21 protein-coding genes and 1 pseudogene are annotated in these 23323 nt (G+C 69.9%); 13 read left to right on the top strand and 9 right to left on the bottom strand.

Annotated features, from left to right (window positions below; translation table 11 throughout):
- Complete coding sequence (gene mutM, locus KOD61_RS12595; RefSeq protein WP_215218990.1) at positions 1 to 813, bottom strand: bifunctional DNA-formamidopyrimidine glycosylase/DNA-(apurinic or apyrimidinic site) lyase; 813 nt, start codon at positions 811 to 813, stop codon at positions 1 to 3.
- Between the two features lie 223 nt (positions 814 to 1036).
- Between mutM and KOD61_RS12590 the strand changes: the two genes are divergently transcribed.
- Complete coding sequence (locus KOD61_RS12590) at positions 1037 to 2221, top strand: DesA family fatty acid desaturase (RefSeq protein WP_215218989.1); 1185 nt, start codon at positions 1037 to 1039, stop codon at positions 2219 to 2221.
- An 86-nt stretch (positions 2222 to 2307) separates the two neighbouring features.
- Entirely contained in the window at positions 2308 to 2610 is a 303-nt protein-coding gene (locus KOD61_RS12585; RefSeq protein WP_215218988.1) for an EF-hand domain-containing protein, read from the top strand.
- 26 nt (positions 2611 to 2636) lie between these two features.
- Here KOD61_RS12585 and KOD61_RS12580 read toward each other — a convergent pair whose 3' ends face one another.
- Positions 2637 to 3233 carry a DUF421 domain-containing protein gene (locus tag KOD61_RS12580; RefSeq protein ID WP_215218987.1) on the bottom strand — a complete coding sequence of 199 codons (597 nt, stop codon included), beginning with the start codon at positions 3231 to 3233 and terminating at the stop codon, positions 2637 to 2639.
- A 172-nt stretch (positions 3234 to 3405) separates the two neighbouring features.
- Between KOD61_RS12580 and acs the strand changes: the two genes are divergently transcribed.
- Positions 3406 to 5358, top strand: coding sequence for an acetate--CoA ligase (gene acs / locus KOD61_RS12575; protein ID WP_215218986.1), 1953 nt, complete (start codon positions 3406 to 3408; stop codon positions 5356 to 5358).
- 15 nt (positions 5359 to 5373) lie between these two features.
- Here the strand turns inward: acs and KOD61_RS12570 are convergent, their stop codons facing one another.
- Positions 5374 to 8292: a winged helix-turn-helix domain-containing protein gene (locus KOD61_RS12570; protein WP_215218985.1), complete on the bottom strand. Its 2919-nt coding sequence runs from the start codon at positions 8290 to 8292 to the stop codon at positions 5374 to 5376.
- 428 nt (positions 8293 to 8720) lie between these two features.
- On the opposite strand from KOD61_RS12570, the pseudogene KOD61_RS12565 reads away from it, so the two are divergent.
- A pseudogene (locus KOD61_RS12565) lies at positions 8721 to 10481 on the top strand (S8 family peptidase); the annotation flags it as partial.
- A gap of 36 nt (positions 10482 to 10517) precedes the next feature.
- Positions 10518 to 10862: a proprotein convertase P-domain-containing protein gene (locus tag KOD61_RS13055; RefSeq protein WP_251370725.1), complete on the top strand. Its 345-nt coding sequence runs from the start codon at positions 10518 to 10520 to the stop codon at positions 10860 to 10862.
- Between the two features lie 150 nt (positions 10863 to 11012).
- Here the strand turns inward: KOD61_RS13055 and rpmG are convergent, their stop codons facing one another.
- From rpmG to KOD61_RS12535, 6 genes are all read right to left on the bottom strand, one after another.
- A complete protein-coding gene (rpmG, locus tag KOD61_RS12560; protein ID WP_203225050.1) occupies positions 11013 to 11180 on the bottom strand; it encodes a 50S ribosomal protein L33 in 168 nt (55 codons plus the stop codon).
- A gap of 10 nt (positions 11181 to 11190) precedes the next feature.
- Positions 11191 to 11427, bottom strand: a complete 237-nt coding sequence (gene rpmB / locus KOD61_RS12555; protein ID WP_215218983.1) for a 50S ribosomal protein L28 — start codon at positions 11425 to 11427, stop codon at positions 11191 to 11193.
- Positions 11428 to 11693: 266 nt separating this feature from the next.
- The gene (locus KOD61_RS12550) at positions 11694 to 12650 is read right to left on the bottom strand and encodes a ParB/RepB/Spo0J family partition protein (protein ID WP_215218982.1); all 957 of its coding nucleotides are present in this window, start codon (positions 12648 to 12650) and stop codon (positions 11694 to 11696) included.
- Entirely contained in the window at positions 12647 to 13456 is an 810-nt protein-coding gene (locus tag KOD61_RS12545) for a ParA family protein (protein ID WP_215218981.1), read from the bottom strand. Before KOD61_RS12545 ends, KOD61_RS12550 begins: the two co-directional genes overlap by 4 nt.
- A 178-nt stretch (positions 13457 to 13634) precedes the next feature.
- Entirely contained in the window at positions 13635 to 14303 is a 669-nt protein-coding gene (gene rsmG, locus KOD61_RS12540) for a 16S rRNA (guanine(527)-N(7))-methyltransferase RsmG (protein ID WP_215218980.1), read from the bottom strand.
- A gap of 8 nt (positions 14304 to 14311) precedes the next feature.
- Entirely contained in the window at positions 14312 to 14908 is a 597-nt protein-coding gene (locus KOD61_RS12535) for a 4'-phosphopantetheinyl transferase family protein (RefSeq protein ID WP_215218979.1), read from the bottom strand.
- An 84-nt stretch (positions 14909 to 14992) separates the two neighbouring features.
- On the opposite strand from KOD61_RS12535, the gene KOD61_RS12530 reads away from it, so the two are divergent.
- From KOD61_RS12530 to KOD61_RS12495, 8 genes are all read left to right on the top strand, one after another.
- On the top strand, positions 14993 to 16354 hold the full coding sequence (locus KOD61_RS12530; protein ID WP_215218978.1) for an AMP-binding protein: 1362 nt from the start codon (positions 14993 to 14995) through the stop codon (positions 16352 to 16354).
- A 162-nt stretch (positions 16355 to 16516) separates the two neighbouring features.
- Positions 16517 to 16786, top strand: coding sequence for a GlsB/YeaQ/YmgE family stress response membrane protein (locus KOD61_RS12525; protein ID WP_215218977.1), 270 nt, complete (start codon positions 16517 to 16519; stop codon positions 16784 to 16786).
- Between the two features lie 165 nt (positions 16787 to 16951).
- Positions 16952 to 18781: a DUF885 domain-containing protein gene (locus tag KOD61_RS12520; RefSeq protein WP_407074548.1), complete on the top strand. Its 1830-nt coding sequence runs from the start codon at positions 16952 to 16954 to the stop codon at positions 18779 to 18781.
- Between the two features lie 76 nt (positions 18782 to 18857).
- Complete coding sequence (locus tag KOD61_RS12515; protein WP_215218976.1) at positions 18858 to 19514, top strand: ubiquinone biosynthesis accessory factor UbiJ; 657 nt, start codon at positions 18858 to 18860, stop codon at positions 19512 to 19514.
- Positions 19511 to 21184: a ubiquinone biosynthesis regulatory protein kinase UbiB gene (ubiB, locus tag KOD61_RS12510; RefSeq protein ID WP_215218975.1), complete on the top strand. Its 1674-nt coding sequence runs from the start codon at positions 19511 to 19513 to the stop codon at positions 21182 to 21184. Before KOD61_RS12515 ends, ubiB begins: the two co-directional genes overlap by 4 nt.
- 221 nt (positions 21185 to 21405) lie before the next feature.
- Positions 21406 to 22143, top strand: coding sequence for a pseudouridine synthase (locus KOD61_RS12505; protein ID WP_251370599.1), 738 nt, complete (start codon positions 21406 to 21408; stop codon positions 22141 to 22143).
- Positions 22144 to 22252: 109 nt separating this feature from the next.
- Positions 22253 to 22669 (top strand): alternative ribosome rescue aminoacyl-tRNA hydrolase ArfB, encoded by a 417-nt coding sequence (gene arfB / locus KOD61_RS12500; RefSeq protein WP_215218973.1) that lies wholly within the window; start codon positions 22253 to 22255, stop codon positions 22667 to 22669.
- A 9-nt stretch (positions 22670 to 22678) separates the two neighbouring features.
- Positions 22679 to 23284, top strand: a complete 606-nt coding sequence (locus tag KOD61_RS12495) for a lysophospholipid acyltransferase family protein (RefSeq protein WP_215218972.1) — start codon at positions 22679 to 22681, stop codon at positions 23282 to 23284.
- Positions 23285 to 23323 lie beyond the last annotated feature (39 nt).

The raw sequence follows: 23323 nt of genomic DNA, 5'->3' as shown, positions 1-23323 counted from the left end.
TCATCGCTGGCAGTGGCCGCACCAGACGGTCGCGCGCTGGCCCACCGCCGCCTGCCGAAGGGGGCGGCCGCAGGCCGGGCAGGGCAGACCGCCCCGTCCGTAGACCGAGAGCTCCTGCTCGAAGTAGCCGGGTGCGCCGTCCGGGCTGATGAAGTCGCGCAGGGTGGTCCCGCCACGGGTGATCGAGTGGTCGAGCACGCGCTTCACTTCGTCGGCAAGCCGCGCGTAGCGCTCGCGCGAGATGCGTCCGGCGGGCCGGACCGGCGAGATGCCGGCGGCGAACAACGCTTCGGCCGCGTAGATGTTGCCGACGCCGACCACGGTCGACTGGTCCATCAGGAAGTTCTTCACCGGCGCGCTGCGGCCCCGGCTCAGGCGGAACAGGTGGTCGCCGTCGAACACATCCGACAACGGCTCGGGCCCCAGCGCCGCCAGCAGCGGGTGGACCGTGCCCGGCGGTTGCCAGAGCAGGCAACCGAAGCGGCGCGGGTCGTTGAAGCGCAGCACGCGTCCGCCCTCCAGCCGCAGGTCGACGTGGTCGTGCGCGCGCACCGCGGTGTCGGCCGGGAGCACCCGCAGGCTGCCCGACATGCCCAGGTGCAACAGCGCGCTGCCGGCGGCCGTGTCCAGCAGCAGGTATTTCGCCCGCCTCCGCACGGCATCGATCCGCTGTCCGGGCAAAACGGTGGTGACTTCCGTCGCGATGGGCCAGCGCAGCGTCTCGCGGCGCAGGGTGGCGCCGAGCACGCGGCGCCCTTCCAGGTGCGGCGCCAGGCCGCGGCGGGTGGTCTCGACCTCAGGCAACTCGGGCATGGCGAAAGCTTAGTCGGCGGCGACAGCGTGGTGCATCACGCGCAGCGGGCAGGCGCCGCCCATTCCTGAACCGGCTGGCGGCCACGGCTTGCCCACATCGATGAACACCCCCATCACGGAACGACCACCCCGGACCCGCGCCACCATGGTCCGGTGGCATCATGGCCGGGTACGGGGTCATCCCGCCCCGGCCGTCCACGCCGTATCCGGAGTTCCATCCGCAATGCCCGCTTCCCTGCTCGATTTCCTCGCCGGCGGCCTGTTCCAGGCCGGTTTCGTCACGTTGCTGGTCTACCTGCTCGTCGCCACGCAGCTGACGATCTTCTCGGTGACGCTCTACCTGCACCGCAGCCAGGCGCACCGCGCGGTGGACTTCCACCCGGTGATCGCCCACTTCTTCCGGTTCTGGACGTGGCTGACCACCTCGATGATCACGCGCGAGTGGGCGGCGATCCACCGCAAGCACCACGCCAAGTGCGAGACCGAGGAAGACCCGCACAGTCCGCAGGTCAAGGGCATCAAGACGGTGTTCTGGCGCGGTGTCGAGCTGTACCGCGAAGCCCGCAATGACCGCGAGTCGATCGAGAAGTACGGCAAGGGCTGCCCGGACGACTGGATCGAGCGCCACCTGTACACCCCGCACGCGACCCTGGGCCCGACGCTGCTGCTGTTCATCAGCTTCGCGCTGTTCGGCTTTGCCGGCGTGGCCGTGTGGGCGATCCAGATGCTGTGGATCCCGTTCTGGGCGGCCGGCGTCGTCAACGGCCTGGGCCACTGGTGGGGCTATCGCAATTTCGAGACCACCGACACCGCGACCAACCTGACCCCGTGGGGCGTCTGGATTGGCGGAGAGGAGCTGCACAACAACCACCACGCGTTCCCGAGCTCGGCCAAGTTCGCGCTGCGCAAGTTCGAGTTCGACATCGGCTGGAGCACGATCAAGCTGCTGCAGGCGGTGGGGCTGGCCAAGGTGCTGCGCGTCGCCCCGTCGCTGGACGTGCGCCCCAACATCGCCATGCCCGACAGCGAGACCCTGAAGGCCCTGCTGGCGATCCGCTTCCAGGCGATGACCGACTACTACCGCAAGGTGACCCTGCCGACCCTGCGCGAGGGCGGTTCGAAGCTGCCGCGCCCCCTGCGCAAGGGCCTGGCCGACGGCGGGCGCTGGCTCGACGACGACAAGCGCGCGCGCCTGCAGGCATGGCTGGCCGAGCGGCCGAAGATGGCGACGCTGGCCGAGTACCGCCAGCGCCTGCAGCAGGTGCTCGACGACCGCTCGCACGACGCCCAGACCACGCTCGCCCGGCTGCAGGCCTGGTGCGCCGAGGCCGAGGCCACCGGCATCCAGTCGCTGCAGCAGTTCTCGGCGCGGCTCAAGGGCTACACCCTGGTGCCGGCGCGCGCCTGAGCCGGTACGTGGACCGCATCCGCGAACGCACACGGCCCGCGCCCTCCGGCGCGGGCTTTTTGTTGCCGGCGTGCACGGTGCTGCTGATGGCGCCCCTGTCCTTTGCGTTGGCCCAGGTCGCGGCGCCTTCGGCCTACCTGCAGAAGCTTGATACCGACCGCAGCGGTAACGTCTCGCTCGCCGAGTACCAGCATTGGATGGGCTACGCGTTCGAACGCATGGACCGCGACGGCGACGGTGTGCTCGCACCCCACGAACTGCCCGGCGGGCGTGGCCGTCCAATCACGCGGGCCGATCACCAGGCCACGCTGGCCGCCGCGTTCGCGCGGCAGGATGCGGACCGCAACGGCACCCTCGACGCCGCCGAACTGGCCGCCCCGCCGCGCTGACCCGCCCGGCGGTCGGCGCGCAACGCCTACCGCGTCCCGCCTTCGCGCTGCGGGACAGTGTGGTTGTCCGGGTCCAGCACGTACGCCAGCAGGTCTTCGTCGTCGGGCTCGCAGCTGTCATCCAGGAACACGCTGATGTCGCCGGTGACCTCCAGCACCGCGCAATGCACCTGCGACAGCGAGCGGGCGCCCTTCATGCGCAGCTCGGCATACAGCTCGCGGCGGGTGGTGCGCTCCTTCTTCAGTGCGTCGAAGTCGACCTGCCCGTCGCGCACGAGCACCCGCGGCCGCGACTCCATGTAGTCCCGGACGTGCCGCGAATGCTCGGCGAGCGTTTCCAGCGCAATGGTCACCAGGGTGACGCCGACCAGGATCAGCGCGGCGTAGGCCAGCGGGACCGAGGGATACAGCAACGCGTCGCCGGCGGCCGAGCCCAGCGCGATCAGCAGCATCTGCTGCATCGGGCTGAGGTCGCGCTGGCCACGCTTGCCCATCAAGCGCATGACCAGCATCAGGATCGCGAAGATCACCACGATCTTGAACGCGATCTCGAGCATGTAGAGCTTCGGCGGCAGCCCGAGCAGCAGGCGGTCCCAGTCGAATACGCGGATATCGGTTTCCATGTCCTGCCCCTTGTTGCGATTGCCGTAGTTGAGGCAACCGCCGGGCAAGGGCGGGTGACGGTGGTGCCCGCGCACTGGCTAGGTCGCGTCACGCCCGCGGTCGCGGGATGTAGCAAACTGGCCTTCCGGCCGCCGCCGCGCGGCCGGTGCCTGCCAGCCACCGGAGCGCGCCATGAACCCACCCGCCACCGTCTACCCGGTCAAGCCGGCGTTCGCCGCCGAGACCCGGATCACTCGCGACGAATACCAGCGCCTCTACGCGCAGTCGCTGCAGCAGCCGGATGTGTTCTGGGGCAAGGTGGCCGAGCGGCTGGACTGGATGAAGGCGCCGACCCGGATCAAGGACACCAGCTTCGAACTGAAGGACTTCCGCATCCGCTGGTTCGACGACGGCGAGCTCAACGCCAGCGTCAACTGCCTGGACCGGCACCTGGAAACGCGGGGCGACAAGACCGCGTTGATCTTCGAACCCGATTCCCCCGACGCGCCGGCGCAGCGCATCAGCTACCGCGAACTGCACGAACGCGTCTGCAAGCTCGCCAACGCGTTGCGGGCACTCGGCGTGGGCAAGGGCGACCGGGTCACCATCTACCTGCCGATGATCCCCGAGGCCGCGATCGCGATGCTGGCCTGCGCGCGCATCGGCGCGGTGCACATGGTGGTGTTCGGCGGCTTTGCGGCCAACTCGATTGCCGACCGCGTGTCCGACAGTGGCAGCAAGCTGATCATCACCGCCGACGAGGGCCTGCGCGCCGGCCGGAAGGTCGCGCTCAAGGCCAACGTCGACGCCGCGCTCAAGTTGCCGGGCACCAACAGCGTCGAGACCGTGCTGGTGGTGCGCCACACCCGTGCCGCGGTCGACATGCAGATGCCGCGCGACCGCTGGTACGACGCCGTGGTCGATGACCAGCCGGCGCAATGCGAGCCCGAGCGCATGAACGCCGAGGACCCGCTCTTCATCCTCTACACCTCCGGCAGTACCGGCAAGCCGAAGGGCGTGCTGCACACCACCGGTGGCTACCTGGTCTACGTCAGCTACACCCACGAGGCGGTGTTCGACCTCAGGGAGGACGACGTCTACTGGTGCACCGCCGACGTCGGCTGGGTCACCGGGCACAGCTATATCGTCTACGGGCCACTGGCCAACGGTGCCACCGCGCTGGTGTTCGAGGGCGTGCCGACCTGGCCCGACGCGTCGCGTTTCTGGCAGGTCATCGACAAGCACCGGGTCACGATCTTCTACACCGCCCCGACCGCGATCCGCGCGCTGATGCGCGAAGGCGAAGGCCCGGTGGCGGCAACCTCGCGAAAGTCGCTGCGCCTGCTCGGCACGGTCGGCGAACCGATCAACCCGGAGGCGTGGCGCTGGTATTACGAGGTGGTCGGCAACAGCCGCTGCCCGATCGTCGACACGTGGTGGCAGACCGAGAACGGCGGCATCCTGATCTCGGCCCTGCCGGGCGCGACCGACCTGAAGCCCGGCTCGGCGACGTTGCCGTTTTTCGGCGTGCAGCCGGCCATCGTCGATACCCACGGCAAGCGCATCGAGGCCGAAGGCGAGGGCAACCTCGTGATCCTCGATTCCTGGCCCGGCCAGATGCGCACGGTCTACGGCGACCACCAGCGCTTCATCGACACCTACTTCCGCACCTACCCGGGTACCTACTTCACCGGTGACGGTTGCCGCCGGGATGCCGACGGCTACTACTGGATCACCGGCCGGGTCGACGACGTGATCAATGTCAGCGGCCACCGCATCGGCACCGCCGAGGTCGAAAGCGCGCTGGTGTCGCACGACAAGGTCGCCGAAGCCGCGGTGGTGGGATTCCCGCACGACATCAAGGGCCAGGGCATCTACGCCTACGTGACCCTGATCGCCGGCGAGCAACCCAGTGAGGCGCTGCGCGCCGAGCTGGTCAAGCACGTGCGCGCTGAGATCGGCCCCATCGCGGCCCCCGACCATCTGCAATGGGCGCCGGGCCTGCCGAAGACGCGGTCGGGCAAGATCATGCGTCGGATCCTGCGCAAGATCGCCGAGAACGCGCCCGACCAGCTGGGCGACACCAGCACCCTGGCCGACCCGTCGGTGGTCGACTCGCTGGTGCAGGAGCGCCGCGTGCCCTGAGCCGCCCGGCGGCGGTCACTCCAACGCGAGGGGCTGTCCGTCTGGCAGGGCAGCGGTAAGCCAGTCGACGGCGCCGCCGCGCATGCCTGTCGCGGCCAGCTGTTCGCCACGGGCGGAGCCATCGCACGGGCCGAGCCGGGCGTCGGCCGCGACCAGGCCATGCAGGGCGATCTGGGCAGGCACGTCGCCGAGCCGGTGCGCCTGTTCGTGCAGCGCCACCAGTCGCGCGATGGCCGGCTTCCGCTCGTCGCGCGCCAGCGACAACACCAGCTCCACCAGGCCCAGGCGCAGGTCGGTCATCCACCGGTCGGTCCCCAGCAGGGGGCGCGCCTGCCGGAGGTACGTGGCCGCGCTAAGCCAGTCACCCACCGCCGTGCGACTCTCCGCCAGGCCAAGCAGTGCATGCCCCTGCAGCCACCGGTAGCCGGTGCCCTCCAACGCGAGGGCAGCCTCGCGGTACAGCGCGTTGGCTTGCTCGTGCAAGCCATTGCGATCCAACAGGTAGCCCAGTTCGATGGTGTTGCCCCATCGGTCCGGGGAGGGCGGCAGGGCTTCCACTTCCGTGGCGAGCCGGTCCAGCCGCCGCGCGGCGGCCGGGCGGTCGCCGGACAGCTGGTCGATCGCCGCTCCTAGCCAGTGGGCGCGCAGTTGCACCACGCGGTCGGCGCTGCGACTGCACAGGTCCAGCTCCAACCGCGCCTGGTCCATCGCCCCCTGCTGCATCAGGTAGTCGCCACGGGCACAGGCAAGCCGCGCCCGGGACGCGTCGGGCAGCGCGGGCAACCCCTGCTGCTGCAGCCGCCGCGGTGTCTGCTCGAGTACCTCCAGCGCGCCGGCGAAGTCACCGTGCACCGCCAGCGTGAACGCCTCGAACTGGTCCAGCCACACCGACTGGTCACTGCCCAAACCCTCGTGGCGGACACTGCGGATACGCTTGCGGGCCTGGTCGAAAGCGCCGATCAACAGGTCCTCTCCCAGCAGGTCCATATCCAACGCGCGTAGTTCGACCGGATTGCCGGCGGCGGTCGCCGCGGCGCGCGCCTGCTCCAGTCGCGACCGGTAAGTGGACAGGTTGCCCGCCGCATAATGCTGGAACGCCGACCGGCGCAGCAGCTGGATCTCGACGCTGCGGTACCCGCCGGCGTGGGCGCGCGCAAGCAGGGTTTCGAAGGCACTCTCATCGCCGGGCGCGGCGGCCAGGTCGGCCGAGACCCGGATGTACAAGGCGTCCAGTTCCGCGCCGATCCCCTCGTACAGGCGCACGGCCTCGTCGAAGCGGCTGCGGTCGGCCTGGTCGCCGCGCTGGTGCACGTCCAGCAGTGCCAGGAGGTGCAGCGCCCCGGCCAGTTCGCGCTCCCAGCCGGCGCCGCCGGCACGGGCCAGCGCTTCGGTGCGGCCGGCATGCAGCAATACACCCTCGGCATCGCCCTGGGCGAATGCGATGTCGGCCCGGGTCAGGTGCCAGCGGATCCGCACGCTGGCCGGTTCGGACTGCCAGTCGATCGCATCGAGGGTGGCAAGCGCGGCATCGGGTTGGCCGGCCCGGAACTGGTACCAGGCCTGGTCCAGACGTAACCCGGTGCGTTCCGGGAAGTCCCTGGCCAGTGCATTGAAGGCGTCGGCGGCTTCCATGTAGCGCTGCGGGTCGACCGACAGCATGGCCGCGTCCAGTACCCGCCGCGCGTCGTCGCCGAGCGGTGCGAGCAGGGTGCCCGCTGACTGGATGTGGGTAATGGCCGGGCGGGCCTGGCCGAGCCGCGCAAGGCTGATCGCGAGTTGCAGGTGGGCCAGTCCGAAGCCGGGGGCGCGCTCCAGCACATTGCGCATACCGGCAACGCTGGCGGCAAGGTCGCGGCGGGCGTAGCGGTCGTATGCGTCGGCATAGGCGCGCGCGGCGTCGGCATCGATGGCGAGCGTCGGCCAGGGTTCGTTCGTGCGCGAAGGCAGCAGCTCGGCCATCACCTGCGCCGACAGTGCATCGACCAGGGCCGGCATCTCCGCGGCGGCGCCGCGTCGCTCCAGCTGCCGCGGCCCGTCCGGTCCGTCGATGCGGGCGCGCACGAAATGCTGGTCGGGTTGTCCCGCCGCGGTTCCCGAAGCCAGCAGCACCACGATCGGAGTCAGCGCGCCCGCATCGGCGGCGAGGTGGGATTCGTCCAGCAGCGTCACCTCGGGCGTCGACTCGAGTTTGAACTCCAGCCAGGCGTGCAGCAGCGCACCCGGCCAACGCGTGTCGCGGTCGTGGGTGTCACCGACTTCGACCAGTGCGATCCCGACCGGCGCGCGCCCCGCCGGGCCGTGTCGCCACGGTGTCAGCAGCACGACCGCGACCAGGACGACCAGGATGCCCACTGCACCGGCGACGGCAACGCGCGCCCGGGTCCAGCGTCGGGTCGTCGGCGGCGGCGGCACCCTTGCCCCCACTGCAGGCACCTCGCCGCCGGGCGATGTGAGCGCCCGGGTGGGGCCGTTTCCCGCCGGGGGGCCGGCGTCGGATTCGAGCGGGGCACCGTCCGGCACGCGCGGGACGGACGGTGCATCGCCGCCGGGCCGGGCGTGATCGTCCGGGTCGAGGGCGGGCGCAGCGGCCTCGGCGACCGGCCCCGGCGGCTCGAACACGTACCCGCTGCCGGGCACCGTGCGGATCCAGTCCCGGCGCTCGGGGCCGAGCGCCTTTCGCAACATCCAGATGCTCTGGGACAGGTTGGAGTCTTCCACCACCACCCCCGGCCAGACCCGCCCGAAGAGCGACGCGCGGGTGTGCAACACCCCGGGTTCCGCCAGGAATGCCAGCAGCAGATCGAACACCCGCTGGGGGAGTTCAACCTCCTGTTCAGGTCCATTGATACGTCGATAGCGGAGGTCGACCAGCAGGTCCCCAACCTGCAGGCGGGTCGCATCGACCGGCCATGGCGTGCCGTTCGGTTGTGTCAAAGCGCTCTCCCCCGGCGCCGCGCCTGCGTCCGCCGGACGGCCGGCCTGGATGCCGACGGTCAAAGAAATCAATTAGTTGGCCTGCGTTCCTTGGCCTGCGAGAACTCCGGTCTGGGTCTTGAGAACTAATTGAGACCGAATTTAGCACTCCGTAGAAGCGCTGACGCACGCCGGTCACATACATCTGTATCCGTGCTCCGACGCCGGTCAGGACGACAGGTGGCGTGAGCGCGCGGGATCGCATTCAAAGCGGCATGGAACGCCGGATAGCGAACCCCCGGTCGTGGATGACAGGACGGACTCCGCATCCCCGACCTCCTTTTCCGGACTCTCCGACGGCGACAGGACGATGACGTCGGTGCCACAGGGGGCGAGTCCGGGCCTTGAGACTGATACCCACATACGGCACACGCCAGGGGAGATTCACCATGTCCACAGGTTCCAATCCACACCGCATGCGCATGCATGCCCTCGCCGCGGCGACCGCGGCCGCGTTGTCCACCATGGTCGCCGTTCCGGCCTTCGCCGCCGGCGATGGCCTGGTCAACACCGCTGGACTGCAGTCCGAGGCCAGCAATGATCGCTTCATCATCAAGTACAAGGACGGCAGCGCGCCGACCACCAATGCGGCCGCGCTGAACCGCTCGCTCAATGCCGCAGCCAACGCCACCTTGCACGGCAAGGCCCTGGGCCTGAACCGACTGCGCCGCACCGCGCTGGGTTCGGAGGTGCTGGTCACCGACAAGAAGCTGGGCCGCAGCGATGCCGAGGCGCTGATGCGCCAATTGGCCGCCGACCCCAACGTCGAGTATGTCGAGGTGGACCGCCTGCTCAAGCCGACCGCTTCCGCCAACGACACCTACTACAGCAGCCACCAGTGGCATTACTGGGAGGCTGCCGGCGGCATCAGGGCCGACCAGGCCTGGGACACCAGCAAGGGCAGCGGCGTGGTCGTCGCGGTGCTCGACACCGGTATCACCAACCACAGCGACCTCAACGCCAACGTCCTGCCCGGCTATGACTTCATCAGCGACGCCGGCATGGCGCGCGACGGCAGCGGCCGCGACAGCAGTCCGCTCGACCAGGGCGACTGGTTCGCCGCCGGCGAGTGCGGTGCTTCCTATGCGTCCGACTCCAGCTGGCACGGCAGCCACGTGGCCGGCACCATCGCCGCGGTCACCAACAACAACTCCGGCGTCGCCGGCGTCGCCCCGTCCGCAAAGATCCTGCCGGTCCGCGTGCTCGGCAAGTGCGGCGGCTACACCTCCGACATCGTCGACGGCATCGTCTGGGCGTCCGGTGGCACCGTCAGTGGCGTCCCGGCCAATGCCAACCCGGCCGAGGTCATCAACATGAGCCTGGGCGGTGGCGGCACCTGTTCGGCCAGTTACCAGAACGCGATCAACACCGCGGTCAGCCGTGGCAGCACCGTGGTCGTGGCGGCTGGCAACTCCAACGCCGACACCGCCGGCTTTGTCCCCGCGTCGTGCAACAACGTCATCGCGGTGGCGTCGACCACCCGCACCGGCGCGCGCTCGAGCTTCTCCAACTACGGCTCGAAGATCGACGTGGCGGCCCCGGGCAGCGACATCGCCTCAACCGTCAACAGCGGCGCCACAACGCCCACCAGCGAGGGCTACACGCTGATGTCGGGCACCTCGATGGCGGCGCCGCACGTGGCCGGCGTGGTCGCGCTGATGCAGGCCGCCGCGGGCGGGTCGCTGACCCCGGCCCAGGTCGAGTCGACCCTCAAGAGCACGCTGCGTCCCTTCCCGGTGTCGATCGACCGCAGCATCGGCAACGGCATCGTCAATGCCAAGGCCGCGGTCGACGCGGTGTCCAACGGCGACAACCCGGGTGACGGGGATGACGGTGGCAATGGTGGCGGCACCCTGACCAAGGGCGTGCCGGCGACCGGCCTGTCGGCCAGCACCGGGTCGGACGTGGTCTACACGATGGTGGTGCCGTCCGGCGCGACCAACCTGTCGTTCACGACATCCGGCGGCACCGGCGATGCCGACCTGTTCGTCAAGCGTGGCAGCGCCCCGACCGACAGCAGCTACGACTGCCGTCCGTACCGCAGCGGCAACGCCGAAACCTGCAGCTTCGCCGCACCGGTGGCCGGCACCTACTACGTCCGGGTCAAGGCCTACTCCTCCTTCAGCGGTGTCAGCCTGGTCGGCAACTACACCGCCGGGGGTGGCGACGGTGGTGGTGGTGGCGGTGTGCAGACCTACACCAACAGCACCGACTACCCGATCTACGACACCAGCTACTCCACCAGCTGGGTGACGGTATCGGGCCGCAGCGGCTATGCCCCGGCGACCGCCCGCGTCGACGTGGACATCCGACACACCTATCGTGGTGACCTGAAGGTCGAACTGATCGCGCCGGATGGGAGCGCGTACCTGATCAAGGATGTCAGCGGAAGCGACAGCGCCGACAACGTGATCGGCTACGCCACCCTCGACCTGTCCAGGGAGCTGCTCAACGGCCGCTGGACGCTGAAGGTGACCGACAACTGGCGCGGCGACACCGGCTACATCAACAGCTGGAGCATCAGGTTCTGACGCAGCGCACCAGGTAACACGGGAAACCCGCCGGAAGGCGGGTTTTCTCTTGCGGGCGGATACGGGTCGTGGGGACCGCAATACCTCCGGAGGACACAAAAAAACCCGCCGTGCGGCGGGTTTCCTTGTGACTCGAACAAGCCGGAAGGCTTACTTGATCTTGCCTTCCTTGTACATCACGTGCTTGCGAACGACGGGATCGTACTTCTTCATCTCCATCTTGTTCGGCGTGTTCTTCTTGTTCTTGTCGGTGGTGTAGAAGTGGCCCGTACCGGCCGAAGAAATCATGCGGATCTTGTCGCGCTTGCCTGCCATGATTCAGTCCTCCTCAGATCTTTTCGCCGCGTGCGCGGAGATCGGCGAGGACGGCGTCGATGCCGTTCTTGTCGATGGTGCGCATGGCGTTGGCGGAAACACGCAGCTTGACCCAGCGGTTCTCGCTGGCGACCCAGAAGCGGCGCTCGTGGAGATTGGGCATGAAGCGGCGGCGGGTCTTGTTCATGGCGTGCGAGACGTTGTTGCCGGTCGTCGTTCGCTTGCCGGTTACTTGGCATACACGGGACATGTGCACCTCGAAAGGTAGTTGGGTGCTTCCCTTGGCCAGGGAGGCGGCGGCCCCGCCGGTGCACGGACATCCGTGACGGCGCGCGATGCGGGTGGTGGATCCGCCACGGGGGCGGCTGCTGGAACCGGGTGGCCCGGAATCGCGCTTCCGGGTGCCGCCCTGCCGGCCCGCAAGGGCGGCTGGACACAGCGAGCCGGGCATTATCTTAGGTTTTTGCCGCTGGGGCAACCGTGGCGCGCGTACCTCGCGCGGCGGCCCGGCAGCGCTCAGCCCGCCTCGCGGCGGAGCTTCTCCAGCACGCCTTCCAGCGAGTCCAGGTCGCTGTAGTGGATCACCAGGCGGCCCTTGCCACCGCGGCCGTGCAGGACGTTGACCTTGGTGTTGAGCGACTCCGACAGCTCCCGCTCCAGCGTCACGATGTCGGCCTGGGGCTTGGCCTTGGCCGGCTTGGCGCGCTTGCCCTCCGGCACCCGGCCGAGGGCGAACTGCTGGGCGCGGTGCTCGACCTCGCGCACCGACCAGCCATGCTCGGCCGCGTCGGCGGCGAGCTTGCTGGCCAGCTCCGGCGACAGCGTCAACAGTGCGCGGGCGTGGCCCATCTCCAGCCGCTTGCTCTCGACCAGTGCCCGGATCGCCGGAGGCAGCTCCAGCAACCGCAACAGGTTGGACACCGCCGCGCGCGACCGGCCAACGGCCTCGGCTGCCTGTGCGTGGGTCAGGTCGAACTCGTCGATCAGCCGCTGCAGCGCGGTAGCTTCTTCCAGCGGGTTGAGGTCCTCACGCTGGATGTTCTCGATCAGCGCCATCGCGACCACGGTGCGGTCGTCGACCTCGCGTACGACCACCGGGATCTCGGTGAGCCCGGCGCGCTGGCTGGCGCGCCAGCGGCGCTCGCCGGCGATGATCTCGTACGTGCGCGAACCACGGTTGCCGTCGCGCACCTCGCGCACGACGATCGGCTGGATCACGCCTTGGGCGCGGATCGATTCGGCCAGTTCGTCGAGCTTCTCGTCATCCCAGTGCTTGCGCGGCTGGTACTTGCCGGCCGTGAGTGCGTCGATCGGCAGATGGTGCAGGGTGTCGCTGCCGGTCGCTTCCAGCGCCGGCGCGTCGGCGGCGGCCTTGGGGCCCAGCAGGGCCTCCAGTCCGCGGCCCAGCCCGCGTTTCTTCGCCGCGCCGCCCTTGGCCGGCGGCTTGGCGATGCTGCTTTCGTCTGCACTCATGCGGTGGCCTCCTGCGGCTGCTGCGGCGCGGCTGGCTGCTGGCGCTCGCGCTGGCGGCGCAGGACCTCGCCGGCGAGCCCGAGGTAGGCGATGCCGCCGCGGCTGGCCTTGTCGTAACCGACGATGCTCTGGCCATGGCTGGGTGCCTCGGCCAGGCGGACGTTGCGCGGCACGATGGTGCGGAACACCTTGTCGCCGAAATGGTGGGTGAGTTCGGCCGACACCGCGTTGGCGAGGTTGTTGCGCACGTCGAACATGGTGCGCAGCACGCCCTCGATCTCGAGCGCCGGGTTGAGGTTGTCCTTGAGCGCGTCGATGGTGTCGAGCAGCGCGCTGATGCCCTCCAGCGCGTAGTACTCGCACTGCATCGGCACGATGATCGAGTCGGCCGCGGTCAGCGCGTTGAGCGTCAGCAGCGACAGCGCCGGCGGGCAGTCGATCAGGATGAAATCGTAGTTCCCCGCAATCGGCGCCAGCGCCTGCTTGAGCCGCTGCTCGCGACCATCGGCGCCCATCAGGCGGATCTCGGCGGCGGTCAGGTCGATGTTGCCCGGCAGCAGGTCGAAGTCTTCCGGTGCGCGCACGATCGCGTCGGTCGCGACGGCCTCGCCGAGCAGCACCTCGCAGACCGAGGTCTCCAGCTCGCGCTTGTCGACGCCGCTGCCCATGGTCGCGTTGCCCTGCGGGTCGAGATCGACCAGCAAGACCTTGCGCGGCGTGCGCGCGAGTGCGGCCGCGAGGTTGACCGCGGTGGTGGTCTTGCCGACCCCGCCTTTCTGGTTGGCGACGGCGATGATTCGGGCCATGCGGCTCGTCCCCTGGTCTGTGGGCTTGCGGGTGTACGCAGGACGGCGCGCGGCGCCGGTCGGACACGGGATTATGCCCGCCTCGGCCGGGGCTTGCCCGAACAGGGCCGGCCGACGAACAGGGGGCTCGGCCGGCGTGACCGCCGTCACGACCCGGACGCCCGGCCCGCGGTCGCGATCAGTCGGTGTCGCGGCCGACCACGACCAGGTGGCGCTCAGCCGCCAGCCCGGGCACCTGCAGCGGATGCGAACCCAGTGCAGTCCAGCCGTGCGGTAGCGCGGCGATCTCGTCGGCGGGGTGCACGCCCTTCATCGCGAGCAACCGGCCACCGGGCTTGAGCAGGTGCCCGCCGAGTTCAACGATCAACGGCAGCGTGGCCAGCGCCCGTGCGGTGATCGCATCGAAGCGGCCCGGTTCGTCCAGCGCCTCGATCCGGCTCTCGGCCACGCGCACGTCGGCCAGGCCGAGCTTGCGGACTGCCTCGCGCATGAACCGCGCCTTCTTGCCGTTGCTCTCGACCAGGGTCACGCGCAACCCGGGTCGGGCGATCGCAAGCGGGATGCCGGGCAGGCCGGCGCCGGTGCCCAGGTCGGCCAGGGCACCACCGGCCGCGGCAATGTCGGCCACGTACGGGTGCATCGCCAGCGAATCGAGCAGGTGCTTGTCGACCATCTCGCGCGGGTCGCGCACGGCGGTCAGGTTGTAGGTGCGGTTCCAGCGCACGAGCAGCGCGAGGTAGTCGAGCAATGGCGTGGCGAGCGCCTCATCGAGGCCAAGGCTTCGCAGGCCCGGGACGAGGTGGGCGTGCAGCTGCGTGCGCAGGGCGGGTGGGAGCGCGTCGTTCATCCAGGCGATTATGACGTGGCAGGCGCAGCCATCGGCCGCCGCCACGCCAGCGCGCCGACGTAGCCCGGCGCAGGCTCCAACAAGGTGAGCGCCCATTCGCCCGGCCGGCCCAGCGCAGGGTCGCAGTCCACCAGCCGGATGTGCTCGCCGTCATCCTCCAGGCGCAGGCGATCGAGTCCGAACGACAGCCCGTGACCGTGCGCCTTGAGCACCGCTTCCTTGGCGCACCACAACCGGGTAAAGGCGGTCGGACGCGTCTCCAGCGGAAAGCTCTCGATCCAGTCGGCTTCGGCGGGGTGGAAGAAGCGCCGCGCCAACGCCGTCGCGCGCGGCCGTGGACGCAACCACTCCAGGTCGATGCCGACCTGCACGCCCGTGCCGAGCGCCACGACCAGACCGTCGCCGCTGTGGCTCCAGTTGCAGTCGGTCAGATCGAACGGTGCGCCGAGCCGTGGCCGCCCGCGTCCGTCGCGCAACAGCGGCAGCGTGTCCGCGGTGCCACCCAACTGTTGAGCAAGCCACTCGCGCGCCAGGGGCTCGGCCTTGGTCCCGCGGGGCAGCGGCAGGAAGACCCACAGGGGAGGCGGAGGCGCAGACAGGGACATGAAAGCTCGGTTGGCGCGGGGCCTGCGCGCAAGCGTAAGCTAATCCCCAGGGGGCGGCTTGGCCGCAGGAACACGAAAACAACAATGTCTGCGGTTATCCACACCACGGCCGCGCAGTCGGCCATCGAAACGCGCGCGGCGTTGACCGCGGGCGCCGGCGATCGTGCGATCGCCTTCGACGCCCGCGGCGACATTGCGCTCGAGCGCTTCCACCGGGAGGTCCGCGGCGTCGCTGCCGCGCTGCCGGAAGCGCCTTACGCCATCAACCTGTGCGAGGACCGCTACCGGTTCCTGGTCGCATTCTGCGCGGCCGCGTTGCGCGGGCAGGTCACCCTGCTGCCGTCCTCGCGGGCGGCGGCCGTGGTCGACGAGGTGATGGCCGGGCATCCCGGCAGCTACTGCCTGGGCGACCACCCGCTGGCACCGGTGCCGCCGCACTACACCTGCCTGCCGCCGGTTCTCCCGCAACTGGACGGCGGCCCGCTCGAGGTTGCCGCCGATGCGCTGGTCGCGATCGGCTTCACCTCCGGCAGCACTGGCCAGCCGACCGCCAACCGCAAGCACTGGGCCTCGTTCCAGCGCAGCACCGCGCAGAACCTTGCCGCGCTGGCGGACCTGCTCGACCGGCATGGCAGCACCCACGTGGTGGCCACGGTGCCGCCGCAGCACATGTACGGCATGGAGATGTCGGTGCTGCTGCCGCTGCTCGGCCCGGTCGCGGTGCACGGTGCGCGGCCGTTCTTCCCGGACGACGTCGCCGGCGCACTGGCCGAGGCCATCACCCCACCGCTGCTGGTCACCACGCCCGTGCACCTGCGCGCGCTGGTCGAGTCGGGCGTGGCCCTGCCGCCCCTGGCCGGCATCGTCTCCGCCACCGCGCCGCTGCCGGCCACGCTGGCGCAGGCGGCCGAGGCGCGTTTCGGCTGCGAGGTGCGCGAGGTGTTCGGCTCGACCGAAACCTGCGTATTCGCCCGCCGCCGCACCGCGGTCGAAACCGCCTGGACCCTGTTGCCCGGGGTGCGCCTGGCGCCCCAGCCGGACGGCACCGCGGTGCATGCCCCGCATCTGGACCAGCCGGTAGTGCTGGCCGACCTGGTCGAGCTGCTTCCGGACGGGCGCTTCGAGTTGCGCGGCCGCAACGCCGACCTGCTGGAGATCGCCGGCAAGCGCGCGTCGCTGGCCGACCTCACCCGCAAGTTGCTGGCCGTGCCCGGCGTCGTTGACGGCGTGGTGCTGCAACTCGATGCCTGCGACGGGCCCGGCGTCCGCAGGATCGCTGCACTGGCAGTGGCTCCGGGGCTGGATGCAGCGGGGATCCTGGCGGCGCTGCGGCGCCAGGTGGACCCGGTATTCCTGCCGCGCCGGCTGCGCTGTGTCGACACGCTGCCACGCAACGACACCGGCAAATTGCCTCGAGACGCCCTGCTCGCATTGCTGCAAACCTGAAATCCGCCTGTTCAGGCGCTCGGTCGATCAACGGCGCGGCGCCCGACCGGATGCCCCATTCATCCCTACATCGCCGTCACGCGGGCCTATACAGACTCAAATCCGCCCCCACGCAGGGGTGCGCTCTCACCCTCTGTAACGGACCAAGGAGATACGAACATGATGGGTATCATCATTTGGCTGATCGTTGGCGGCATCATCGGTTGGATTGCAAGCATGATCATGAAGACGGATGGCCAGCAGGGCATCTTCCTGAACATCATCGTGGGCATCATCGGTGCCTTCCTCGGTGGCTGGATCGGCGGCATGCTGGGCCTCGGCGGCGACATCAACGACGGCGACTTCAGCCTGTCGGGCCTGTTGCTCTCGCTGGTCGGCGCGATCGTGCTGCTGGCGATCGTGAACCTGTTCCGCCGCGGTCGCGTTCGCTGAACCACCCCCGCAGCGGTACCGAGAAAGCCCGGCATGTGCCGGGCTTTTTCGTGTCCGGCGTTCGGCCCGTGGCGCCGGGCAAACCGGGCGACCGGGCGGTTCATGCAAGGCCAGGCCGGCGCGTCGATGCGAAGATGCCGGCTGGCCCCGGAATCCGAGTCGCCCGTGAACCTCCGTCACTCCGTCCTGTTCGCCTGCATCACCGCCGCCCATCTCGCCCTTGCCGTGCCGGCCGCCCGCGCCGATGCGCCGGCCGCCACCGCCGCTCAGGCCACCACGCCCAGTGCCGCCGACCAGCGGTTCACCGACATCCATGAGCGCGAGTGGGCCTGGCGCAAGCAGCAGTTCGGCATGGCCGACGAGGACAGCGATGCCCACGATGCCCGCCACACCCTGCCGTCGGTGACGCCCGCGACCCAGGCCGCGCGCCTGGCGATGTGGGAGCGCGTGCTGGCCGAACTGGACACCATCGACCCGGCCGCGCTGTCGCCGGAGAACCGCATCCACCTGGCCGTGTACCGCCCCCAGGTCGAGAACCTTGCCGCCGAGGTGCGCTTCCGCGGCTACGAGATGCCCTTCAACTCCGACTCCTCGTTCTGGTCGAACCTGGGATTCATGGCGCGCGGGGATTTCGACTCGGTGGAGGACTACCGCGCCTACATCGACCGCTTGGCCGACGTGCCGCGCCTGTTCGACGAGCACATCGCCAACATGCGCGCCGGGCTGGCGCGCGGCTTCAGCGTGCCGCGGGCGGTACTGGACGGGCGCGATGTGTCCATCGCCATGGTCGCCGAACTGGAAGACCCCACGCAGTCCGGCCTGTACAAACCGTTCGAGCGCCTGCCCGCCAGCATCCCCGCCGACATGCAGGCCAACCTGCGCGCGGACGCGAAGGCCGCGATCGCCGACCGCGTCGTACCCGCACACCGCACGCTGTTGAAGTTCTTCCGTGAGGAGTACGTCCCCAACGCGCGCACCACCCTGGGCGCCTCGGAAATGCCCGACGGCGAGGCGTACTACCGCCAGCAGATCCGCGAATACACCACCTTGGAACTCACGCCCGACGAGATCCATCGCATTGGCCTGGATGAGGTGGCGCGGATCCAGGCGGAGATGCAGGAGGTGATCGCGCAGACCGGCTTCGACGGTGACTTCGCCGCCTTCCTGCACTTCCTGCGCACCGACCCGCAGTTCTACGCAAAGACCCCGCAGGAGCTGCTCAACCACGCCGCCTGGATCGCAAAGCGCATCGACGCGGTCGTCGGCGACTACATCGGCACCCTGCCGCGGGCGCGTTTCACCATCGTGCCGGTGCCGCCGGAGATCGCGCCGTTCTGGACCGCCGGCCGCGGCGGCAACAACACCTACTGGCTCAACACCTACGACCTGCCCTCGCGCCCGCTGTACAACCTGCCGGCGCTGACCCTGCACGAGGCCTCGCCCGGCCACGCACTGCAGGGCGCCCTGGCCGAGGAGCAGGACGCGCTGCCCGACTTCCGCCGCGAGACCTACATCTCCGCATTCGGCGAAGGCTGGGGCCTGTACGTCGAGAAGCTCGGTGAGGAGATGGGCATCTATGAAACGCCCTACCAGCAGTTCGGCCGGCTGACCTACGAGATGTGGCGCGCGTGCCGGCTGGTCATCGACACCGGCGTACATGCAAAGGGCTGGACCCGCGACCAGGCGCTCGCCTACCTGCGCGACCACACCGCGCTGAGCGAGCACGAAGTGACGACCGAGGTCGACCGCTATATCTCCTGGCCGGGCCAGGCGTTGAGCTACAAACTGGGCGAGCTGGCGATCGTGCGCCTGCGCGGCGAGGCCGAGCGCGCGCTGGGCGACAAGTTCGACATCAAGGCCTTCCACGACATGGTGCTGGCGCTGGGCTCGGTGCCCCTGCCGGTACTGGAAACCCAGGTGAGGGCGTTCATCGCGGAAAGCGTGGCGAAGGCGGAAGCGCCGGCTCCCGAATCACAGGGCGCGGGTGCTGGTTGACCAGAGGGTCGAAGCGTCGCGTCTCGCCGGGCCCTTTCCAAGCAGGCTTTCCCCGCCGCCCCGCTAGAATGCGCCGATGACCGAAGCCAGCCCTCCGCGCCACCCGCTCGCCAGGCTCAAGCCCCTCGCCGGACAGGCGCTGGAGGTCGCGCTCAACCGCACCCTGGCGCTGGACCCCGACACCCGCGAAGCGCTGCGTGCACTCGACGGCCGCCGGGTCGCGTTGCGCCTGGCATCGCCACCGCTGGCCCTGCAGGTCCGCGTGGACGGCGATGCGCTGCGGGTCGGTCCGGTGGAGGATGGCGACGCGCCGGACCTCTCGGTGCGCAGCACGATCGGCGGGCTGCTCTCGCAGTTGCCGTTCCTGCGGAACGATGACGCGCCGCCGGTCGGCCAGTTGCGGATAGAAGGTGACGCCGACCTGGCCCGACGCCTGCAGCGCCTGGCCGAACGGTTCGATCCCGACTGGCAGCAGCCCTTCGCGCGCGTGTTCGGCGACGTGCTGGGCGTGCAGGTTGCCAACGCGATCTCCGCCGGCCTGCGCCAGGCCCGCGTGGTCGCGACCGAACTCGCCGGCACCGCGGCCGAATACGTGACCGAGGAGTCGCGCGACCTCGTGCCGCGGACCGAGCTCGACGCCTTCCACGACAATGTCGACGTGTTGCGCGACGACGTCGACCGCGCCGCCGCGCGCATCGACCGCCTGCGCGCGCGCGTCGGGAGCGCCGGATGAAGTCGTTCGTGCGTGCCTGGCGGATCGGCCGGGTCCTGTTGCGCTACCGGCTCGACGACCTGCTCGACGACACGCCGGTCGAGCGCTGGCTCAAGCTCGCCCGCCCGTTCGTGCCGCGCGCGTCGGCCGTGATCGCGGCGATGCCCCGCGGTGCCCGGCTGCGGCTGGCGCTGCAGGAGCTGGGGCCGATCTTCGTCAAGTTCGGGCAGATCCTCTCGACCCGGCGTGACCTGGTTCCGCCCGACGTCGCCGACGAACTGTCGCTGCTGCAGGATCGCGTCGCCCCGTTCGACGGGCAGGCCGCGCGCGCGATCGTCGAGACCGCGCTCGAGCGGCCGGTGGCCGAGGCATTCGCCAGCTTCGACACCACCCCGCTTGCTTCGGCATCGATCGCACAGGTGCATGCGGCGACGCTGCCCGCGGTTGGAAACCGGGGCCCGCGCGAGGTGGTGGTCAAGGTGCTGCGTCCCGGCATCAAGCGCCAGATCGCGCAGGACATCGCGCTGCTGGGCGCGATCGCCGGCGTGGTCGAGCGCACCCACCCCAATGCCGACAAGATCCGCCCGCGCGAGATCGTGCGCGAGATCGAAGGCACGTTGGCGGCCGAACTCGACCTCCAGCGCGAGGGCGCCAACGCCAGCGTGCTGCGGCGGTTCTGGCAGGACAGCCCCGACCTGTACGTGCCCGAGGTCATCTGGAGCCACACCGGCGACCGCGCCCTGACCCTGGAGCGCGTGCGCGGCATCCCGTCCGACGACATCGCCGCGCTCGACGCCGCCGGGATCGACCGCAAGGTGCTGGCCGCCAAGGGCGTGCGGGTGTTCTACACCCAGGTGTTCCGCGACAACTTCTTCCACGCCGACGCCCACGCCGGCAACATCTGGGTCGACAGCGACCCGGCGCGCAAGGCCAACCCGCGCTTCATCGCGCTCGACTTCGGGATCATGGGCCAGTTGTCAGACGAGGATCAGTACTACCTCGCCGAGAACTTCATGGCGATCTTCAACCGCGACTATCGCCGCATCGCCGAACTGCACGTGCGCGCCGGCTGGATGCCCGGCCACATCCGCATCGACGAACTCGAGGCCGCCGCCCGCGCCGTCTGCGAGCCGTACTTCACCCGCCCGTTGAGCGAGATCTCGCTGGCCGAGGTGCTGATCAAGCTGTTCCGGATGGCGCAGCGCTACGAGCTGACCCTGCAGCCGCAATTGATCCTGTTGCAGAAGACGCTGCTCAACATCGAGGGCGTCGGCCGCCAGCTCGACCCTGGGATCGACATCTGGGCGGTGGCGCGACCCGTGCTGGAGCGGATCCTGGTCGAGCGCTACAGCCCGAAACGGCTGCTGGGCGAGTTCCGCAAGCGCCTGCCCGAGCTGGTCACCCATGCGCCGGAAATGCCGCGGCTGCTGCATGCCTGGCTGACCCAGCAGGTCGAGGGCCGGCACGAGCTGCGGATGCGCTCCAACGACCTGGCCGAGCTCACCCGCACCGTGCGCGAGGCGCAGAAGCGCACCGTCGCCGCGATCCTCGGCACCGGCCTGCTGGTCGCCGCCGCGGTGCTGTACGGGTTGGAGTCGGGTGGCCCGACCTTGTGGTCCGTGCCGGCCGCATCGTGGATCGCCGGTCTCGGCGGGCTGTGGGCCTTGCTCGCCGCCTGGCCTCGGCGGTAGCGGGTGGTTGCCGTCGCACGGGCCCGCGCCCGGGTAGGAGCGGCTTCAGCCGCGATCGTGGAATCGTCCGCCCGGTTCGGCTGCCGATCGCGGCTGAAGCCGCTCCCACGGGTGACTGCCGCCGCGGTGCAATGGTTCGCGCGGAACGGCTGCCGATCGCGACTCACGTCGCTCCTACAGGTGCGAGCAATGCACGACGGTTGTCCGCGCGGGTCCGGCGCATGACCGTCGACGCTGCCGCGCTCGCGCTCGAGGTGCTGCATCGCGACGAGTGGCTCGCGGTCGTCAACAAGCCCGCCGGGCTGATGGTCCATGACAGTGCGCTGGCGCGCGGCGAGAGCGATTTCGTCGCCGACCGGCTGCGGGTGCAGTTCGGCCGACCGATCTTCCTGGTGCACCGCCTCGACCGCGCGACCAGCGGGTGCCTGCTGTGCGCGTTCGACCGTGACACCGCGTCAGCCCTCGGCAAGGTGCTGATGTCGCGCGAGGTCGAGAAGGACTACTGGACGGTCTGCCGGGGATGGCCGGAAGAAGACGTCTTCACCATCGACCACGACCTCGACGGCGGTCCCGGCAAGCCGGTGAAGAAACCGGCGGTGACGCGCTTCCGCGTGCTGGCTCGCGCGCAATGCGACTGGCCGTCGTCGGGCTTCGACACTTCGCGCTATGCCTTGCTGGAGGCCCGCCCGGAAACCGGCCGCTTCCGCCAGATCCGCCGCCACCTCAAGCACGCCTCGCACCACCTGATCGGCGACACCAGCCACGGCGACGGCCGCCACAACCGCGCGTTCCGGATGCTGGGCATCCATCGGATGCTGCTGCACGCGCGAAGGCTGGCGTTCGTGCATCCATGCACGGGCGAGCGTATCGAGGCGAGTGCGCCGGTCGACACGCAGTTCGCCCGGGCGCTCGCGCTGTTCGAGATCCCGGAGGCAGCGCCCCCCGTAGGAGCGACGTAAGTCGCGACCCGCCGGACGCTGGGGCGATGTACAGGTCGCGACTTGCGTCGCTCCTATAGGGGTTGGTGGCGTGCGCTGGCGTCAGACCCGCTGCCCTAGAATCGCCGGCATGATCGAGGTCGGCGCCATCCGCATCCCCGAGTCCGAGTTGGTCGAACGATTCGTGCGTTCGGCCGGGCCGGGCGGGCAGAACGTCAACAAGGTCGCCACCGCGGTCGAGTTGCGTTTCGACATCGCCAGCTCGCCTTCGCTGCCCGAGCCGGTGCGCGAGCGCCTGCTGGCGCGGCGCGACCGCCGGGTCACCGGTGACGGCGTGCTGGTGCTGGCGGCACAGCGCTTCCGCACCCAGGACCGCAACCGCCAGGATGCCCGCGAACGCCTCGCCCACTTCATCGAGGCCGGCCTGCACGCGCCCAAAAAACGCGTCGCGACCAAGCCCACCCGCGGCTCGCGGGAGCGCCGCCTGGCCGGCAAGCGCGAACGCAGTACGATCAAGCAGGGGCGCGCCGGGCGCGACTGGGACTGACACCGAACGATGCATCCACCGACCGACGACATCGTGCCGTCGTTGCCACCGAGCGTCCCGCGCGTGCCGCGCCACCGCCTGTCCCGCTGGATCGGTCGCGCCGTGTTGCGGCTGGGCGGCTGGCGCGTGGTGGGGGAGTTCCCCGACCTGCCGCGCGTGGTGCTGATCGGTGCGCCACACTCGTCCAACTGGGATGGCATCTGGGGGTTCGCGGCCAAACTGGCCTTGGGGCTCGATATACGCATCCTCGGCAAGCACCAGCTGTTCTGGGGGCCGCTGGGGCCGCTGATGCGCGCGCTGGGCATCATCGCGATCAACCGCGGGGCTGCCAGCGGCGTGGTCGGGCAGATGGCCCAGCAGTTCCGGGGCGCCGACCGGTTCTGGCTCGGGATCGCGCCCGAAGGCACCCGTAAGCCGGTGGCGCGCTGGAAGACCGGCTTCTGGAAGATCGCGCACGCCGCCCAGGTGCCGGTCCTGCCGGTGTACTTCCACTATCCCGACCGGGTGATCGGGATCGGACCACCATTTGCGACCAGCCACGACATGGAGGCCGACCTGGTCCGCCTGCGCGAGTGGTACCGCCCGTGGCAGGGCAAGCACCACGGGACCGACTGACCGTTCGCCGGACTGGCACGACTATTGCGTTGACCTTGT

Source organism: Lysobacter luteus (genome assembly GCF_907164845.1).
Classification (GTDB): domain Bacteria; phylum Pseudomonadota; class Gammaproteobacteria; order Xanthomonadales; family Xanthomonadaceae; genus Novilysobacter; species Novilysobacter luteus.
This window is presented reverse-complemented; position numbering and strand designations above follow the sequence as displayed.

What these genes read in the sequence shown, in the direction of transcription:
- KOD61_RS12525 (WP_215218977.1), top strand. Translation starts at nt 16,517, where the DNA reads ATGGGTATCATCATTTGGCTGATCGTTGGCGGCATCATCGGTTGGATT.
- KOD61_RS12495 (WP_215218972.1), top strand. Translation starts at nt 22,679, where the DNA reads ATGCATCCACCGACCGACGACATCGTGCCGTCGTTGCCACCGAGCGTC.
- KOD61_RS12580 (WP_215218987.1), bottom strand. Translation starts at nt 3,233, where the DNA reads ATGGAAACCGATATCCGCGTATTCGACTGGGACCGCCTGCTGCTCGGG.
- arfB (WP_215218973.1), top strand. Translation starts at nt 22,253, where the DNA reads ATGATCGAGGTCGGCGCCATCCGCATCCCCGAGTCCGAGTTGGTCGAA.
- mutM (WP_215218990.1), bottom strand. Translation starts at nt 813, where the DNA reads ATGCCCGAGTTGCCTGAGGTCGAGACCACCCGCCGCGGCCTGGCGCCG.
- KOD61_RS12585 (WP_215218988.1), top strand. Translation starts at nt 2,308, where the DNA reads ATGGCGCCCCTGTCCTTTGCGTTGGCCCAGGTCGCGGCGCCTTCGGCC.
- KOD61_RS12530 (WP_215218978.1), top strand. Translation starts at nt 14,993, where the DNA reads ATGTCTGCGGTTATCCACACCACGGCCGCGCAGTCGGCCATCGAAACG.
- ubiB (WP_215218975.1), top strand. Translation starts at nt 19,511, where the DNA reads ATGAAGTCGTTCGTGCGTGCCTGGCGGATCGGCCGGGTCCTGTTGCGC.
- KOD61_RS12545 (WP_215218981.1), bottom strand. Translation starts at nt 13,456, where the DNA reads ATGGCCCGAATCATCGCCGTCGCCAACCAGAAAGGCGGGGTCGGCAAG.
- rpmB (WP_215218983.1), bottom strand. Translation starts at nt 11,427, where the DNA reads ATGTCCCGTGTATGCCAAGTAACCGGCAAGCGAACGACGACCGGCAAC.
- KOD61_RS12550 (WP_215218982.1), bottom strand. Translation starts at nt 12,650, where the DNA reads ATGAGTGCAGACGAAAGCAGCATCGCCAAGCCGCCGGCCAAGGGCGGC.
- KOD61_RS12515 (WP_215218976.1), top strand. Translation starts at nt 18,858, where the DNA reads ATGACCGAAGCCAGCCCTCCGCGCCACCCGCTCGCCAGGCTCAAGCCC.
- KOD61_RS12535 (WP_215218979.1), bottom strand. Translation starts at nt 14,908, where the DNA reads ATGTCCCTGTCTGCGCCTCCGCCTCCCCTGTGGGTCTTCCTGCCGCTG.
- acs (WP_215218986.1), top strand. Translation starts at nt 3,406, where the DNA reads ATGAACCCACCCGCCACCGTCTACCCGGTCAAGCCGGCGTTCGCCGCC.
- rsmG (WP_215218980.1), bottom strand. Translation starts at nt 14,303, where the DNA reads ATGAACGACGCGCTCCCACCCGCCCTGCGCACGCAGCTGCACGCCCAC.
- KOD61_RS12590 (WP_215218989.1), top strand. Translation starts at nt 1,037, where the DNA reads ATGCCCGCTTCCCTGCTCGATTTCCTCGCCGGCGGCCTGTTCCAGGCC.
- KOD61_RS12505 (WP_251370599.1), top strand. Translation starts at nt 21,406, where the DNA reads ATGACCGTCGACGCTGCCGCGCTCGCGCTCGAGGTGCTGCATCGCGAC.